We start from the raw sequence: 17,387 nt of genomic DNA, 5'->3' as shown, positions 1-17,387 counted from the left end.
AACGCTCCATGTTTACTGACGGTTGTGTAAACTGTTCTGGGAATGGCAAGTCAGTAAGCCCCAAAGAACTCACTGACTTTCGCTACTAATCAAATACTCTTAACCAGTTGAACTAGGTTGCTTTTATCCGCAGCCAGTTTGCTGTTAGCCGGTATTTGAATGGTGTTTAACAGCGTTTGTGCTTGCGATTTTTGCTTACTTTGAATCAGCCCCTCCGCGTAATGCAGGGCAATTTCAGCATTATTGCGTGTTTTAGTTGCTTCATAGGCTTGAGACAAAATAGGCAGCGCATTGGTGACGTCGCCAGATTTCAACAAGCAGTAACCATGGGTATCCGCAATCACGGGCTCTTGCTGCGCAATCTTATAAGCCTGACCTGAATACTTACATGCTTCGCCAAAATCGCCTTTATCAATGTAAAGCCAAGCAATGTTGTTTAACGCAATCACGTTTGACGGTTCTCGCTTAATGATCTGCAAGTATTCATCGATGGCCGCATCCGGATTCGCGCGGCTTTGAATGTCAGCCAGAAGAATTTGCAGCGGACGTGCTTTCTGGGCATGCGTTGCTATCTCTTTTTCCAAGAATTTAATCGCTTTGTCTCGCTGGCCTGATGCCTCATACAATGAGGCAAGTTCGCGCGCTGTGGTCAGTCCCGGAGCCATCTGATGAATTTTTTCTTGCAGTGGCAGGGCACGTTTCAAATCACGGTTAGCAACGTAAATCGACTCTTGTAAGGTCAGCGCATACACCGAGTTTTTCACTGCGTCAGGTAACGTATCGAGGGTTTGTTGGGCTGCCTTTGGGTCGCCTGATCTGAGCTGCATGTTACCTTTGATGATCACAAAACGGGTATCTTCGGGGAATTGACTATGCGCTTTTTCAGCCAGTGCCACACCGCTAGGGTATTTTTTCCACTCGTCATAAATTTGCAGCGAGCGAAGGTAAGCATTGACGTTATTAGGAGAGAGTTTTATCCAATTTTGGTAAGCACGATCGGCATCAATCCACGAGCGTTTTAGCGCGTACAAGTTACCAATCAACGACCATGTTTCACCTGTTTTGGATTCATTCGGGATGTTTTCCAACAGCGCTAGCGCAGCCTCATTTTTCCCTTCAGTGATAAGAGCAAAAGCCTTCTGGTGGAGAAGCGTAATATCTGTTGGATTGGCACTGATTTGCTTTTCGATCAGCGCAAGCACATCGTCCATCTTGTTAAGTTTTTGTGCACTGGCAAACAAGATTTGAATCGCTGGAATGCTGTTGGGAATTTTTTGTTTCACTTTATAGGCTAGGTCATAAGCGCCTTGGTATTTCTCTTGTAAAAACAACGTGCGAGCGAGTAACTCTTGCACTTTAGGTAGGTCTGGAGAAATAGAAAGAATGGTACGAAAGGTCTTTTCAGCCTCTGGGTACTCTTTTTTAACCAAAGAGATTTGGCCTTGTAAACCAAGCGCATCAATATCTTTGGCGTCTTTGGCTAACCATTTATCAGCGACGGCTTGAGCGTCGTCCAATTTGCCCAGTTGCAGATAGTAATAGGCAGCGCCAATTGCAGCTTTACGCTGGTCGGGTTGTTCGGCAATTGCCGATTGTAACTCTTTTAAGCCACTTTCATCGTTATCAGCGAGCTTAACCATGCCAAGCATCAATTCGCTACTGGCATTTTTATTACTGTCGTAGGCCTTAGTTGCCAACGAAAGTGCCTCATCGTTGCGACCTAATTTGGATAGCGCCAAGCCCATTTGCGATAAGAAATTGCTGTTTTCTTCACTGGCCGTATCCATGCTCTCCATCTTCTCAACCGCTTGGTTGATGTAACCCAGTTTCATCAAGGTCACGATATAAAGGCGGTTGGCAAAGTGGTTAGCCGGTAATCTGGGTAACACTTGTTTTAGTCGGCGGTTGGCTTGTTCATACAGTTTGAGTTGATAGGCCGACACTGCTGAAATCAACATGGTTGCTGTGTTTTGCGAACCATTATTAATTGCTTTCTCTGCGGCGTCTTTTGCCCCTTCATAATTTTTTTCGGAGTAGAGAATGGTGGCTTTCAGCTCGTTCGCAACGGGATAATCAGGAATGGCTTTCAGAATTCTGTCTACGTACGGAGTGGCTTCTTTAAACTGCTTAGAAAGCACCAGCGCATTGGCGACAAAAATGGAATAGAGATTCGCGGAAGGTGATATTGAGTAAGCCTTTTTATAATCTTGAGTGGCTTGTTCAAACTGCTTTTGCGCCAGATCCATATGACCTTTAAGGAGCCAAATATCACTGTTGTTTTCGTCGATCTTCAGTGCATGGTCGAGTAGTGCTTGCGCTTCAGTTGTTTTGTTTTGGGTATTCAATTGGCGGACTTGAGCCAAATTAAAATAGACCGATTGACTCAATACCTTGCTGTCGACGGTTTTGCTCGCATCGGCGATCAATTTGTTGGCATTCTCTTCGCGGCGCAAATTGAACTCAGCAATCGCCTGTAGGCCGATTAAATCCGCTTTGGCACTCGGTTCTGACACCGTCGATTCGTTAATTAGCTCGGCGGCATCGTCGTTGCGACCCATGGCGACCAGTGTTCTAGCCAGTAGGGGAAGGACCTGTGCTTTCTCTGCGCCCAATTGTAACGCGCGCGACAATTCCTGCTCAGCGGCAGGAAAGTTACCGTGTTGCAGATAGAGTTTGCCGAGCATTAAGCGAGGAGTGGCATCTTTAGGGGACGATTGAATGGCATTTTTCAGTTCAATCGTCGCAGAATTGAAGTCGTTTTTGCTCAGATAAACTTGGGCACTATTGATGTAGTCGTCTGCGTAGCTTATACCCGCAAGCAACAGACAAGATGATGCGAGACTAGAGCTTAGTAGGGCTCTAACCATTTTAGGCTTATGCTGGAACATACAATTCCCTGATTTTAAGTGAATATCCGTAACTTCTTGGCGATGATAGTCAGTTTTGCGCTCTTTGCGTAATAAGTCAAAAAACAATATCAACCAAAAATGTATTTAACTGTGTTCTAAAAATATGAATTTTTATCGTTAAAAATGAAGATAATAAATCGAGTTAATATGGAATTTATCGATAGAAACTCACAGTTTTACCATAATAGCTCGGCTAGGGTTTCAGTGCTGTAATGTTTTTATTAAAGCTTGTCTTACTTTTGAGAAGATAAATCAATTATTTCTATGGTATTTATTATAAAGGATTTCAACAATTGATATTTATAATGTTTTTTTAATTATTAAACCACTTTAAATACTTACGCTGTTATTGTTTTGATATTTGGGTATATAGTATTGATACAAAGAAATAACTTGGTTTATACCCAATATACGTCACCCATTAGGGACTATTTTTGTCATTATCTCATTGGTGAGACGGTGAAGCGTGCGTCAAACCTCTCTGCAATGAGATTGAGCGTGGCGGGTAATAACGAAAGGATAAGTCATGCTCCTTAGGGATCGTTTTGGTGTGCAAGTCGAGTGGTATAAAAATCCGGATAGAGCTTGGTTAGCGAGTGCGTGGATCGATTTGGAAAGTCGGTCTTCGGCTAATTTTTTCTTAAGTTGGCTGTGGATTGGCACTTGGCTTGACTGCTTTGTCAAAGAGTTCACGCTCATCGAAGCCAAGTTGAATGGGCAAACGGTCGGCTTGGGCATTGTGGTCACCAAAAACCACATGTTGTCGAATCGGTGGTGGCGCAAACAGCATTTTTTGCATCGCACCGGTTCCCAGCAAGAGGACCAAATCTGGATCGAATACAACGATTTTTTAATTGCCGATGAGTCGAGCGAGGCGATACGGGAAGCCATGTGTGCCAGTGTGACTGGCTGGTTAGCGCCCAATGATACCTTTGTGGTGGGAGCCAGTATCCCGGAAAAATTTCATGCGCTTAAAGCCTTTGGCTTAGCGGAACGAACCGTGTGGGAAACGCGCAATTATTTTTTGGATTTGGATGAGTTACGCGTTAAACATCAAACACTTTTGCAATATCTATCCCGGAATTCGCGCTACGGTATAAGCCGCAGCTTGCGGGAATATAGTCAGCTTGGAGAGGTAATTATCGACACCGCCAAAAGTGTTGAACAGGCGCTCGCTCTATTTACGTTGGCAAAACCGCTGCATTTGGCGCGGTGGGGAAGCAGTAACAGTGGCAGTGGTATGGCTAATCCGCTGTTTGTTATGTTTCACGAAAAGTTGATTCAAAAAGGCATGGCAACAGGGCAAATTGAACTGCACCATATCCGAGCGGGTAATGAAACGATTGGGATCATTTACAACTTTCACTATCGAGGTGTGGTCTACTTTTATTTAGGCGCGATGAACTATTGCCACCAGAGTACGCACTTTAAGCCTGGGTTGGTTTCCCACTATCTGCTGATTAATAAAGCCGTTAACGAAGGGGTCAGTATCTATGACTTCATGGGTGGGCAGGCGCGCTATAAATCAACGTTTTCTAATCAAGAGGGCAACCTTGCGGTGTCTCGTTATGGGCATCCTGGCGCCTTTATGAGCGTGGAAAACTTTGCTCGAGAATTGAAACATCGACTGTAATTTCATGCTCTTTAGGTGAGCAACAGCAATGATAGAAAACTTAAATAAAAAGATCGCAATCGGTTATTTATGGAACCTAGCTTCTAAATGGATTACGCGCTTTATCGGTATTATTAGCACGTTAATTTTGGTTAGAGTACTTAATCCTATCGATTTCGGTATCGCTACGTTAGCCAATATTGTGATGGCTCTATTTGTGATGTTAGCGGAAGTGGGTACCGATAAATATGTAATTAAGTCTCAATCTTGCACCAACGAATTACTTAATAGTGCGTGGTCACTCAATATTGCGCTTAAATTAGGATGTGGATTATTTATCGCGTTGCTCTCATTTTATGTCGCGGACTTCATCCATGAACCGCTATTAACGAATGTGTTATTGGTTTGCAGCGTGATTCCTGTTATTGGCGCGCTAAAAAACGTGGGCCTATTAAATTACGAGCGTGAATTAAATTATCGTCCGCTGACTCAATTATCGGTGTTGGTGAAATTAACCGTGTTTCCTATCACGATTGGTTTGGCGCTGTGGCTAAAAAGTTACTGGGCCTTGGTTATCGGCACCTTGATGAGTGAAGTCATCACGGTACTAGGCTCCTATTGGATTCATCCATATCGGCCTAAGTGGTCGAGCCGCCAATGGTCTGAGCAGTGGCATTTCTCCAAGTGGATGGTGGTATCGACAACGACTGGGTATCTACGCTCTCGGCTTGATGCGTTTTTGTTAGGGCGGTTTTTACCTTCGAATGCGGTGGGGCTTTATCGCGTCAGCCAAGAGTTTGCTTGGTTGCCCTTTTCCGAGTTAATCGCTCCCGCTACGCGTTCGTTTTACGCTGGCTTAACCCAGTTAATTGATGACAAAGAGGCGCTGACCCATCAGCTCTGTCGTTATTTGGCGTTAGCTTATCTGCTCGTCGTTCCCTCGGCGGCAGGCATCTATGTGCTGCAAGATGAGATTGTGAGCGTTGTGATGGGTGAAAAATGGGCCGATGCGGCGCCAGTTCTTGGGCTACTGAGCCTTTTGATGCTCTCTATGCCGCTCAATATTGCGCTGCAAAGTTTGTTAACCCACATGTCGAAACTCAGCTATTTGGTTTGGATCGACGTGGTCATGATCGTGGCTATCGGGGCGAGTTTTTCCCTCCTTTATCAGCAAGGTATTACCTTACTCGCTACCTACACTTTGGCGCGTGTGGCTTTGGTGGTGGTGTTTATTGCGCTGCTTTTGTTGGTGTACAAGGCGGTTTTGCATGTGGCACTGACAAGAGTTTTAGCGGTGTTACTGCTGCCAATGTTACCCAGTGGCGTGATGTATGCGGTGGTGGCGCTATTAAAATCAGCGTTGGCTTTTAATCCATTGCTCAATCTGCTGATCCTTGCGGTGGTGGGCATGGCGATGTTTATTCCGTTAATGGTGCTGCTCATTTGGGGCGCAAAAGCATGGATTCCCGAATATCAATACGTACTGGAGTTACTGGCGAATGTCCGCAACACCGTGCTTAAAAATCGAGTAACAAGTCAGTCTTAATGGCGTTGGATGAGATAACTAGGAAGAGAGCGATAAGCATGCAGCAATACATCACTGGTAGCCGAGTAACTGTTTTGGTTTTAGGGGAAGACACCCGCAGTTTTCTCTCTGTTGTGCGCTGTTTAGGCGCTGCAGATTACGACGTGCATGTGGTTTGCTACGACAAAACCAGCCCAGCGCTGGCGAGTAAATACATTACTTCGGCCAAATTTTATAACTATCAAGCGCTCACTGCTGAAGATTGGCTAGAGAGTGTTCTTGCGCTTATCGAACGTTATCAGTTTGACCTGATTATTCCCTGTGATGAAAGGGCGATTTATCCCCTTTGGTCTGCAAAAGACCGTTTACCAATGCACACTCAACTCGCCATTGCCAATCAAGAGGCACTCGATTGTCTGTTTGATAAATGGAAAACCAAACAAGTGGCTCAATCCTGTGGGGTAGCAACGGCGCAAGGTCATGTGGACTGTTTACAACAGATGCAGTTTGCCCATTTAGTGCAGCAGTATGGATTGCCTTTTGTGATCAAACCCTTGCAGTCCTTTGAAGAGTCCAAATTAAGCCAGCGTCAAAAGGTAGCGATTATTCGCAGTGAAACCGAATTTGATGACTATCGAAAATCAGTGGATGAGCAGCAGCCTTTTTTAATTGAAGCCTATTTTGCTGGTAACGGGGAAGGGCTCTCTGTTTTTGCTATTGAAGGCGAAGTCTATGCTGCTTTTGCTCATGAGCGTGTGGCTGAACCCAGCTCTGGCGGGGGCAGCTCTTATCGCAAGAGCATTCCTCTAGACAAGGCGTTACTGGATGCCACAGCTAAGATGTGCCAAGCCACGCACCTCACTGGTGTGGCGATGTTTGAGTTTCGTCGCAGCGCAGAGGGAGATTGGATTTTGGTGGAAGTGAATGCGCGTTTTTGGGGATCTCTGCCTTTAGCGATTTATGCCAAAGTGGATTTTCCAAAACTCTATGCCGATTACTTAGTCTCCCATCACGTACCTGATCGTAAGTATCTGCACTATTCTCCCGTCTTGGCTCGTGCTTTGACTGCCGATATTTATGAAATAAAACGAGAGTATGAGCAGCTGTGTAAAACCCAAACCGCGTGGCGTGCTCGGGGGCATCTGATCAAACGATTGCTGCAAATTTTGAATGTGGTGACGCCACGGGAAACCATAGATACCTTGCAATGGCGCGATGTGGGGCCGTTTCGTGCCGAAGTGTGCTCGCTACTCGATACGCTAGTGATGGCGAGAGTGCGTAAGCTCAGTTGGGTGGTGCGTTGGCGTCGACATCATGCACAGCAAACCTTAGCGAAACTGTTTAAACAGAATCCTAAACGGCGCATCCTTTTTGTCTGTTATGGCAACATTATGCGCAGCCCTTTTGCGGCGGCCTGTTTTCATGACCAAGCTGCTTTGCAACGCATTCCTCTCGATTGGGACTCTTTTGGTTTTCATCTTATCGAACAGCGCGCGTGTCCTGATGTGGCGTCTCAAGCGGCTCTCACATTAGGTGAAGACCTTACTACGCATCAGTCAAAATGGCTGAGCCAATATGATATCCACGACACCGATATTGTGATCTATTTTGACCAGCAGAATCTAGGCAAGCTCAGTGCCTATTATCAAGTTAACCACGCTTTTTGCGCTGCAGATTTGCTCGATAATCAATTCCCTAACTTGGTGGATATTGACGATCCTTACGGCCGTGGCAGTGACAATGTTGTGGATTGTTATACCAAGATTGCGAATTCAGTGGCTGGGCTACTGAATGTGTATAAAGGAGCAGTGCAGTAATGGCAACTCAACTTGCGATCGTGATTCATGCTGAAGAAGAGTTTGATTGGGATGGTGGGTTTTATCGCTCGAATACCGCTGTCACGCACGCCGACCACTTGATAAAGGTGATGGACCGCATTATTGAATTGGGCGGCAAAATTACCTTAGCGATGGATTATCCCTTTATTACCAGTATGGGCGGACAAAAGGTCGTGAATCGCTACCGAGCCCAGCATGGGCAGAGCGTTGAATTTGCCACGCATTTGCATCCTTGGGTTAACCCTCCCTTTGAAGATGATCAAGATGAAGTGGCTAATGAGGCGTCCTACCCAGGTAACCTTAGCTATAAGCTTGAATATGAAAAACTCAAGGTGCTGACTGAAACGATTGAACAAGTCTCAGGTGTGCGGCCTAAAACCTATTTGGCGGGGCGCTATGGGGTTGGGCCAAATACGCAAAAGATCATCAAAGCGTTAGGGTATCAAGTCGATCTCAGTATCAGCGCTTACTGTGATTTTCGCCATCAGCAAGGGCCTGATTTTAGCCACTATTCTAGCCATCGTTTTGAACAAAATGAGCTGACCTATTTGCCGCACACCAGCTCGATTTTGGCCGTGCTGGCACCGCTGCGCGATTACCTCAACCGCCGTCCGCCAACATTCACTTGGATTCAACAGCACCGTTGGCTTCGTCTCGCCAGTAAGTTTCTGCGGGTGAAGCGTTATCGCTTGTCCCCTGAAGGCTTTACCGCACAACAAATGCGACAAGTGACGAAGGCTCAATTGGCGATTGGTCAGCAAGATTTTATTTTGTCCTTTCACTCTCCGACCTCGAAGTTTGGCTTAACTCCTTACACGCGTTCGGAGCAAGACGTTGCTCACTTTCTGCAAACGATTGAGCGTTATATACAGATGTTTACTGATGAGTTTCATGGTCAAACGATCTTGCCTTCGAAGCTGATTGCGTCTTCGCAATCCAGTGTGCCTTCAAAGTTAAGTTTGCCATCAACCTCTTCCATTTTATGAGATTGTAACTATGCAAGTTTATGTGCATCCATGCCCAACGAAAAATATTGGTGATGAATTCAATCATTGGTTTTGGCAGGAGATATTTGACGAAGATTTTCGCTGCTATTCTGATGACATTTTGTTAGTTGGGATTGGCACGGTTCTCAATGACAAACTCCCTAAAGCGAGCATTACCCATGTACTAGGTAGCGGAGTTGGCTATGGTAATGGTGGTAAGGTAGACCCATCACGCTGGAACATTCATTTTGTGCGCGGCAAGTTAAGTGCTAATGCCTTAGGGTTGGGAGAGCAAATGGCTATCTCTGATCCGGGGATTCTTATCAGTCGTCTTCGCCCACAAGAGGTAGTTCACCAGTATCCGATTTCATTTATGCCTCATATTGGCATCGACTCTGAGCGCTATCGGCGCTTTATTGAAGAGGTCATCGGGTGGCACTATATTTCGCCTTCCGATGAAGAAGACAAGATACTCAAAGAGATTGTCGCGAGCAGCAAACTCATCACCTCTGCGATGCATGGTGCGATCATTGCCGACTCTTATCGAGTGCCATGGCTGGCGGTCAATACTTCTCCAGAAATTTTGCCGTTCAAATGGCAGGATTGGTTTAGCTCACTCAATATCGATGCGCATTTAACGCAGTTGCCCGCCTACTGGAACCAGATTCGCCCGGGCTTAAAATCCAAAGCGATTAATTTTGTCAAAGAGAAACAACTGAAAAGCCAGTTACTCAAGTTGTTGAAAAAAGGTCATTTTCAGTTAAGCGATGCGCAACCTTTGGTGAGTAAACAAGAGCAGCTACTCGATAAGCTGGCACAAGTGAAGCCACTGATCTTTAGCGAAGAGCATCGCATTGGTAACGCTATCCATTGTGATGACTCATTGAGTGAAGAGTTCTAAACCGCCGAGCGAGAGCAAGAGCAATCGCAGAGAACGATTTTTTCGATTGTGGAGAGTAGAGAGTGAGAGAGTTCATTTATCGAGAGTGGATTAACAGAGAGAAGCGCCGTTTATGACCACCACCAGTGCAACACCATCGAACATTGCCGTATCCGTTATTATTGCCACCTGTAATCGACCGGATTTGGCGTACCGAGCTGCATGTCGAGTGCTTGAGCAGTCCGCGACCGACGTTCAGGTGATCGTGGTGAATAATGGATCATCACTGGAGAATCAGGCTCACTACTGCCAACTGTTCGATATGATTGAGCATCGCATCGATTATGTCGATCTCTGTACCCAAAAAGCGATTGGCCTCGGCCCTTCGGTCGCGCGCAATGTCGGTATCGCTTATGCTCGCGGTGACTATGTCACTTTTTGTGATGATGATGACGAGTGGATTGATCCCGATTATTTGGCGTCGCTTCTGCCAGTATTGCAGCGCTATCGACCGGCCATGGTGTTTGCTGACCAGCAGGCGCTTCGTACAGATCGCTCGGTCATGCGCGAGCATTGGTTTGATCGCGAGTCTCTCATTGGTGAATCACAACCTGTGGGAGAGGAGGGGTTTTACGAAGTGGCGCCAGAGTACTTCTATCAGCATGGCGGATTTGCGCACCTCAACATCACGCTTTATCAAACGGAATTACTCCAACGCTATGGCGGCTTTTGCCAAGCTTTGGATTATGAAGAAGATTTCGAGCTATTCCACCGTTTAATGAGCCATGCTTCGCATATGTTCTATTACGACAAAGTGGTCAGTCTTCATCACATCCCCAATCCAAAAAAACGAAATAACGTCACCACTCAAATGAGCCTGTTCCATAAACAGCTAGCGAGAATCTATATCTTCAACAAGTTCGTAACGGAAAGCCCTAATCAGCGATTGACTCGCTTTGCGACCACTCATGGCAGTTATGCGGCAGGACGAATTGCAGAAGAAGCGCTGCGACTTGGCAATTTCTCGTTAGCCAAAACGATGGCAAGGCAGGCGCTAAGTTGGCGTTTATCCCCAAGCATGGTCAAAGTGTGGTGGCAGGCATGGCTGGGTAATCGAATGAATCACGCCAACGCACATAGGAAGGAAGATCAATGAATCATATTTTGCTTACGACAGATGAGAATTTCGCTCAGCATTGTGGGGTGTGTATTGTCTCACTGTTAAAAAATAATCCTCAGTCTGAATTTGCGATCACGGTGGCCGCTATGGGGTTGAGTGAACTTAGCCAAGTGAGATTGCACCAATGTGTTGATGCTTTTACCAATGGCACGCTTAAGCTGGTGGAGTTTGCTGAAGAGGCGCTCGAGCCATTCCCGCAAATTGGCGGCTATCGCAAAAACATCTATCTGCGTTTATGGGTTGATGAGTTTTTTGCGCCGGATGTGGAGCGTGTGCTCTATCTTGATGTGGATACCCTAGTGGTCGATTCCATTGAGGAGTTGTTTACTGATAACGCGCAAGACTTTGTGGTTGGTGCGGTAGATATTCCTTTTGCTGATAGCCATAACCGTTGTCACTTACCACTGGAATACGGTTACTTTAATTCGGGGGTTCTGCTGTTTAATGTCGCCCGTTGGCGCACCGAACATTGCCGCGATCAGCTGCTCGATTTTCTGATTAAAAACCAAGATATTGCGTTGAATCCCGACCAAGATGCACTCAACGGCGTATTCTATCGCGACCGAGTGGTGCTCGATTCTATCTACAATGTGATTACCCCTTATTTTCGCCGCACCGATTACCGTAAATTAGGGGATCAAGAGTTAGATCGCATTCGGCGTGACGCCAAAATTATTCACTTTAATGGACTAGCACGCCCTTGGTTTTATTCGTGCAATCATCCTTATCAACGTAAGTATTTTGAATATTTGGAGCTTACTCCTTGGCGTGAGTTTACTCCACCGGATAAATCATTCTATACGCTAATCAAAAAGCGCTTAAGAGTATTACTTGGAAAAGAGAGTTTTATTCAACTATCTAATATTAAAGGAGTTTAAAGTAAACATGCATGTAGCAACACTTAAAATATTGAAAGCGTCGATGTTACTGCTCTGCGTATCTTGGTACTCCCGATTGCTTTCAGCGATCAGTATCATTATTTTGGCACGTAACTTGAGCAAGTATGATTTCGGTGTTTTAGCCGGCTGTTATATCGTACAAGGTTTTTTTAATGTGTTGTCTAATGTGGGAAGTAATCAATATTTAATCCGTAAAAATAAGATTTCCGATCACGATATTAATGCAGCATGGACCATTAATTTTATCTCACGTTCTGTGATTGCGGTGCTGATTTTTTTAAGTTCAGAATGGGTGGCAGAGTATATGCAAATACCTGAAATGGCGTTGGTATTAAAAGTTATGTCGTTAAGCGCCATTTTCATTGGTTTACAAAGCCCTGCAATTAATCTTAAGGAGAAAAATCTAGATTATGGTCAGCTATCCATTTTAGAAATTGTTACTAAGTCTATATCGAGCACAACATCCGTTGTTATTGCGATTGTTTTTCAATCGTACTGGGCGATCGTGATAGGCACACTAGTCTACAATGGGTTGTATTCCTTTGGCAGCCAATTCATTGTTCGAAGAAAGTTAACCTTAGTCTTGGGTAACATAGGCGAACAGTGGCAATTTTCCAAATGGGTTCTTTTAAAAGGGGTGATAAATTATATTAAAGTAGCCTTTGATAAAATTATTATCGCAAAATGCTATTCAGTGACAGAATTAGGTTTATATAATTTTGCTAATGAAGCCTCGGTGACGGCACAACAGTTTGTGATTACACCAATAAACAAGGTGCTTTATCCAAGTCTTTCTGGTTATGTCAATGATAAGAAACAACTGTTAGATAAGGTTTATAAATCGATAGTGGTGTTGTGCTGTCTTTATTTGCCAATCGTGTTTGGCGGTGTCTATCTCGCAGATAGTATTGTACCAGCAGTGTTTGGTCCGCAATGGGTTGAGGCAATTCCTCTATTTCAAACTTTTTTGGTGATGACATTTTCTGGTATTTTAGCCGGGGTCCTAACTGATGTTTTTACCTTACTAGGCGAAGTAAAAAAGCAGTTTTACTATGAATCTTTTACATCAATTGTGTTTCTGATCATTGTTGTCGGAATATCATCGGTCAATCTTTATGATTTTGCTCTCTATCGAATGTACATTGCCTATTTAATGTTACTCATTTTATTTGGGGTGTTGAACCGTATCATGTCCCTTTCTTTGTTTAAAACGGTTATCTTATTGATCCCTATTTTATTGAGTTCAGCTTGCATGTTACTGCTTCTGTTTCTAATACACTCGTTCAATATCAGCTCTATTTCTTTAGTCAATTTGGCAATGAGTATTATTGGTGGTGCCTTAGTGTATTGTAGTTCTACTTTGTTGCTCATCTATTATGTTAAGCAATTCAGTGATGAGTATGACTTCTTGTATAAAACATTCATTCACCCGATGTTGATAGCATTTAAGCATCGCGTGCAGTCTTAACCAATCCAACCATGATTTTCTTGGCAGAATAGGTATTTAGCATGGTCAAAATATTTCGCGTGACTCCGGGTAATTTTGGAGATGATTTAAATGAAGTCTTGATTCAACGTCGTCTCGGAAAGCAATTTCAGGGCAATGTTTTTCTCAATGTCGATAACCAATATGACGTCAGTGCGAATGACACCCTTGTGGTTGCCATTGGCACCATTTTGAACGAGCTCGTTCCTGCGCAAGGGACGAAAATCCTATTGGGAGCCGGGTATGGATATGGGCAACCTGCGTTGATCAATGAAAGATGGGATGTGAAATTCGTTCGAGGACATTTAACGGCTAAAAAGCTAGGGCTAGATAGTCATCAGGTTATTACCGACCCAGCTATTCTTCTTGCTAATAATGATCACATTTATAACGTGATTGAAAGCAGAGTGGGGTATGTGCCGCACCATGGGGTGGCTAATCGACTTTGGGAGCGAGCGTGTCAAGATTTGGGACTTAAGTATATTGACCCAAGACGCTCATACCAACAAGTGATGGACGATTTACTCTCTTGTAAATGGGTGATTGCAGAAGCGATGCATGGCGCTATAGTTGCAGACGCACTACGTATTCCCTGGATTGCGGTGAGTAGCGCTGAAAAGATCAACACGTTTAAATGGAATGATTGGTGCAGTACCATTGGCCTCGAGTACCATCCAATTAAGCTGATGAGTTTATGGCCATCATCAGACAATCGCATAAGCAAACGTTTGATTACTGGTGTTAAGGAAAAAACTGTGCGTTTACAACTAAATAAAATCATTAAGCATGGAATACCACAACTTAGTTCAGATGCTGTGTTTAGAAGTAATCTAGGGCGAGTAACCGACTGTTATGAAAGATTTTTTTCGAGTGTAACTAATTGAGTGCTGAGGGTAGTATTTGCTGATTATATATCTTACTCACAAAGTCGGTTTGAGCTTGTTTATAATCGCTTGGCGTACCGATATCGATGAAATAGCTACTGACCAAGCTGCCATAAAATGGTGCCGTGCCAATCTCTTTTTCCAAAAAGTCGGTTTCAAAGGAGAAGACGCTGGCGCTTGGGAGCGACTCGATGAGCGATGAACGCAGCAGATAAACGCCGCTGTTAATGGTCCCAGGACACCCGCCTTTTTTCTCTTCAAACCCAGTGAGCTTTTGGTCTGCATCCATAGTGACGCGACCATAACGCCCGGTATTTTCCAAAGGGCGTAATGCCATCACCAATTGGGCATGATGGTCATCAAGCAGCGCTGTCATGGTGTTGAGGTCATAAGCGATAAAACTATCACCGTTCAACGCCAAAATAAGATCCGCTGTTTGCGCCAGTGGTTGCTGCATGGCTTGTTTCAACGCACCACCTGTTCCTAGTGGCGATTCCTCAATGGAATACTCAATCGACAACTTGCCATAGCGATGACCAAAGTGCGCCATGATGACATCACGATGATGACCCACGGCCATCACCACCTGAGTAATGCCTTGGCTTAGGCAATAATCGAGCAGATATTGCAAAAACGGTTTGCCCGCCACGTCGACCATAGGTTTGGCGGTTTGGTCTTTGGTGATGGCATGAAGACGAGTCCCCATGCCGCCACACAAAATAATGGCCGTGACAGAATGTGGTGTCACCATTAAAAAACGCCTCGCAGCATGGGGTCAACCAAGCGAACCACCCAGCGGTTTACACCGTCCATGATTGGGTTCCTTGTTGAGTAAAATGAAATGGTTGAATACGTCCATCCAGCGCTTTGAGGGTTTTCTCCACGGTTAAGCGATGAATCGGATCAACAAACAGCATGATAAAACCGCCGCCGCCAGCACCGGTGATTTTCATTGATTTCGCGCCAGCGGAAAGCACGCGATCTTCAAGGTCATCGATACTCGCGGTAGAGATCGAACTCGACATGCCTTTTTTCGCCAACCACGCTTCTTTAAACAGGGTCGACATGCCGTCGATATCCGATTTCAATAAACACTCTTTCATTGCATAAGAGAGGCGCTTAACTTGGTGCATCGCATCGAGAGAGCTGCTGTTAGGCACTTTCGTTCCTTTGATCTGCTCATCGATGATTTTCGCGGAAGAGCGAGACACGCCAGTGAAATAGAGAATCATCTGACTTTCTAACTCGTTGATAATGCTGTCACGAATACGCAGTGGGTTGACGATAACTCGATCACATTCGTAAAACTCCATGTAATTGAATCCGCCAAACGTCGTCGCGTATTGATCCTGTTTCCCGCCGGAGAAACCGCAGTCAATCCTTTCGATTTCGTAAGCCATTTTCGCCACATCGTATTCACTCAGTGGCAATTTCAGTAGCTCTTTATAAGCACTTAGGATGGTGACCACCATAGTAGATGAGGAGCCCAGCCCGCAGCCCGGAGGCGCATCGGAAAACGTATAGACTTTCATCGCGATGGGTTGATTGTCGTTGTAGTCACGCACAATGCGGTTATAGACCGCTTTGTGGAGCATCAACTCGCCAGACAGTGGAATATGGGATGCCAACGGCGTGTGAAATTGCTGCTGAATATCTTGCGCAATAAACGTGATCCCTTGTTCATCTGGCACTAACTCAATGGTGCAGTTAGCGTACATATTAATGGTCGCGTTTAAAACGGAACCACCGTAGGTATCACAGTAAGGCGAAATGTCGGTTCCGCCGCCAGCTAATCCGAGACGAAGGGGTGAGCGCGATCTAACAATCATATTGACAAACCTTTTTCACTGTCTAAGGAAAAAATAATCTGATTTATTGAGAGAAAAGCATTTTTTATTTCTACTATAGTGTTAATTGAATTAAAGTATTCTTATTCCTGCCTTATTTCACCAAGGCGCTTAATGTGGAATTTATAATTACACTATGTCTGAGAAAAAAATACGCATTTGCCATCTAGTATATAGTTTCGATGTGGGTGGTTTGGAAAGGATTATCGTAAATTGTATAAACAATCTCAAAAATGATAATTTTTGTCACGTGATTGTCTCACTTACTAAAATAGGTGATTTTTATTCTGAGATAGACATTCCAGTGGAGTGTTATTCTCTCGATAAAAAAGATGGTAATGATATTGGTATTTATTTTCGACTTTATAAATTACTCAATAAATTACATCCAGATGTGATCCATACCTATAATTTAGCCACTATGGAATATCAGTGGGTGGCTTGGTTAGTTGGCGTGCCACAGCGAATTCATGCAGAACATGGACGTGACAGTTACGACCCACATGGTACGGTGCAGAAATACCGTTGGCTGCGCCGTGTGACCAGCATGGTCACGCATCATATTGTGGCGGTTTCAGCCGATTTACATCAATGGCTTATCCATGATGTGCGTATCCCACAGCGCAAAGTGTCGTTAATCATCAATGGGGTGGACACCCAGCATTACGTGAAATCTGCACGAGATGCGCAGCATCATCTATCCTTTTGCCAAGACAAATGCGTGTTTGGTCATGTGGCGCGCTTACATCAGATCAAAAACCAGCCGTTTTTACTGGAAGCGTTTCGAGATGCGTGTGCTAAGAGTGGCGATTTCGCGAAGGATTGCGTGCTGTTGATAGTGGGCGACGGGCCAGACAGAGCCAAGCTTGAGAGCTTTGTACGCCGAGATAGCTGGTTAAAAGACCGGGTATGCTTTACCGGATCTAAAACGGAAGTGATTGATTACTATAAAGAGTTTGACGTGTTTCTTATGTCGTCCTTCGCCGAAGGCATCCCCATGACTTTGATTGAGTCGATGTCGATGGCGATTCCCCACTTAGTCACCAAGGTGGGGGGGATTGGTGAAGTGATTATCGACAATGAAACGGGATTATCGGTCGCCAGTGGCGACCATGATGGCTACGTAAACGGGCTGATTGAGCTGTACCGCCATCGAGAATTACGGGAAACCATGGGGCAAAAAGCCCGCCAGCAAATCGAGCAGCGGTTTAGCCAAAACCAAATGGTGGCGGCATACCAAGCCCTTTATTTAGAGAGAGATGGACAGTGATTGAAGGAATACTTTTCTTGGGCTGTTTAGCGTTGCTCATTTATGTCGTAAAACAGTCACTTGAGATTGAT

13 protein-coding genes are annotated in these 17,387 nt (G+C 44.8%); 10 read left to right on the top strand and 3 right to left on the bottom strand.

Annotated elements, in window-relative coordinates; genetic code table 11:
* Positions 1-89: 89 nt before the first annotated feature.
* On the bottom strand, positions 90-2,888 hold the full coding sequence (gene prsT, locus OCV11_RS09940) for an XrtA/PEP-CTERM system TPR-repeat protein PrsT (protein WP_261892704.1): 2,799 nt from the start codon (positions 2,886-2,888) through the stop codon (positions 90-92).
* Between the two features lie 547 nt (positions 2,889-3,435).
* On the opposite strand from prsT, the gene OCV11_RS09935 reads away from it, so the two are divergent.
* From OCV11_RS09935 to OCV11_RS09895, 9 genes are all read left to right on the top strand, one after another.
* Entirely contained in the window at positions 3,436-4,542 is a 1,107-nt protein-coding gene (locus OCV11_RS09935; RefSeq protein ID WP_261892703.1) for a GNAT family N-acetyltransferase, read from the top strand.
* A 28-nt stretch (positions 4,543-4,570) separates the two neighbouring features.
* On the top strand, positions 4,571-6,067 hold the full coding sequence (locus tag OCV11_RS09930) for an oligosaccharide flippase family protein (RefSeq protein WP_261892702.1): 1,497 nt from the start codon (positions 4,571-4,573) through the stop codon (positions 6,065-6,067).
* Between the two features lie 38 nt (positions 6,068-6,105).
* Entirely contained in the window at positions 6,106-7,863 is a 1,758-nt protein-coding gene (locus tag OCV11_RS09925; RefSeq protein ID WP_261892701.1) for an arsenate reductase/protein-tyrosine-phosphatase family protein, read from the top strand.
* Positions 7,863-8,870: a polysaccharide deacetylase family protein gene (locus OCV11_RS09920; protein WP_261892700.1), complete on the top strand. Its 1,008-nt coding sequence runs from the start codon at positions 7,863-7,865 to the stop codon at positions 8,868-8,870. The genes OCV11_RS09925 and OCV11_RS09920 overlap by 1 nt, the downstream gene beginning before the upstream one ends.
* Before the next feature lie 10 nt (positions 8,871-8,880).
* A complete protein-coding gene (locus OCV11_RS09915; RefSeq protein ID WP_261892699.1) occupies positions 8,881-9,771 on the top strand; it encodes a polysaccharide pyruvyl transferase family protein in 891 nt (296 codons plus the stop codon).
* A 112-nt stretch (positions 9,772-9,883) separates the two neighbouring features.
* Entirely contained in the window at positions 9,884-10,906 is a 1,023-nt protein-coding gene (locus OCV11_RS09910) for a glycosyltransferase family 2 protein (protein ID WP_261892698.1), read from the top strand.
* Positions 10,903-11,808, top strand: coding sequence for a glycosyltransferase family 8 protein (locus tag OCV11_RS09905; protein WP_261892697.1), 906 nt, complete (start codon positions 10,903-10,905; stop codon positions 11,806-11,808). The genes OCV11_RS09910 and OCV11_RS09905 overlap by 4 nt, the downstream gene beginning before the upstream one ends.
* A 7-nt stretch (positions 11,809-11,815) precedes the next feature.
* The gene (locus tag OCV11_RS09900; RefSeq protein ID WP_261892696.1) at positions 11,816-13,297 is read left to right on the top strand and encodes an oligosaccharide flippase family protein; all 1,482 of its coding nucleotides are present in this window, start codon (positions 11,816-11,818) and stop codon (positions 13,295-13,297) included.
* Between the two features lie 41 nt (positions 13,298-13,338).
* On the top strand, positions 13,339-14,199 hold the full coding sequence (locus OCV11_RS09895; RefSeq protein ID WP_261892695.1) for a polysaccharide pyruvyl transferase family protein: 861 nt from the start codon (positions 13,339-13,341) through the stop codon (positions 14,197-14,199).
* Here the strand turns inward: OCV11_RS09895 and OCV11_RS09890 are convergent.
* Positions 14,192-14,950, bottom strand: a complete 759-nt coding sequence (locus OCV11_RS09890) for a nucleotidyltransferase family protein (RefSeq protein WP_261892694.1) — start codon at positions 14,948-14,950, stop codon at positions 14,192-14,194. The genes OCV11_RS09895 and OCV11_RS09890 overlap by 8 nt on opposite strands.
* A gap of 49 nt (positions 14,951-14,999) precedes the next feature.
* Complete coding sequence (locus OCV11_RS09885) at positions 15,000-16,028, bottom strand: GHMP family kinase ATP-binding protein (RefSeq protein ID WP_261892693.1); 1,029 nt, start codon at positions 16,026-16,028, stop codon at positions 15,000-15,002.
* Positions 16,029-16,182: 154 nt separating this feature from the next.
* Between OCV11_RS09885 and OCV11_RS09880 the strand changes: the two genes are divergently transcribed.
* Positions 16,183-17,316 (top strand): glycosyltransferase, encoded by a 1,134-nt coding sequence (locus tag OCV11_RS09880; RefSeq protein WP_261892692.1) that lies wholly within the window; start codon positions 16,183-16,185, stop codon positions 17,314-17,316.
* The last annotated feature ends 71 nt before the right edge of the window (positions 17,317-17,387 follow it).

This window comes from Vibrio porteresiae DSM 19223 (genome assembly GCF_024347055.1).
Lineage (GTDB): Bacteria > Pseudomonadota > Gammaproteobacteria > Enterobacterales > Vibrionaceae > Vibrio > Vibrio porteresiae.
This window is presented reverse-complemented; position numbering and strand designations above follow the sequence as displayed.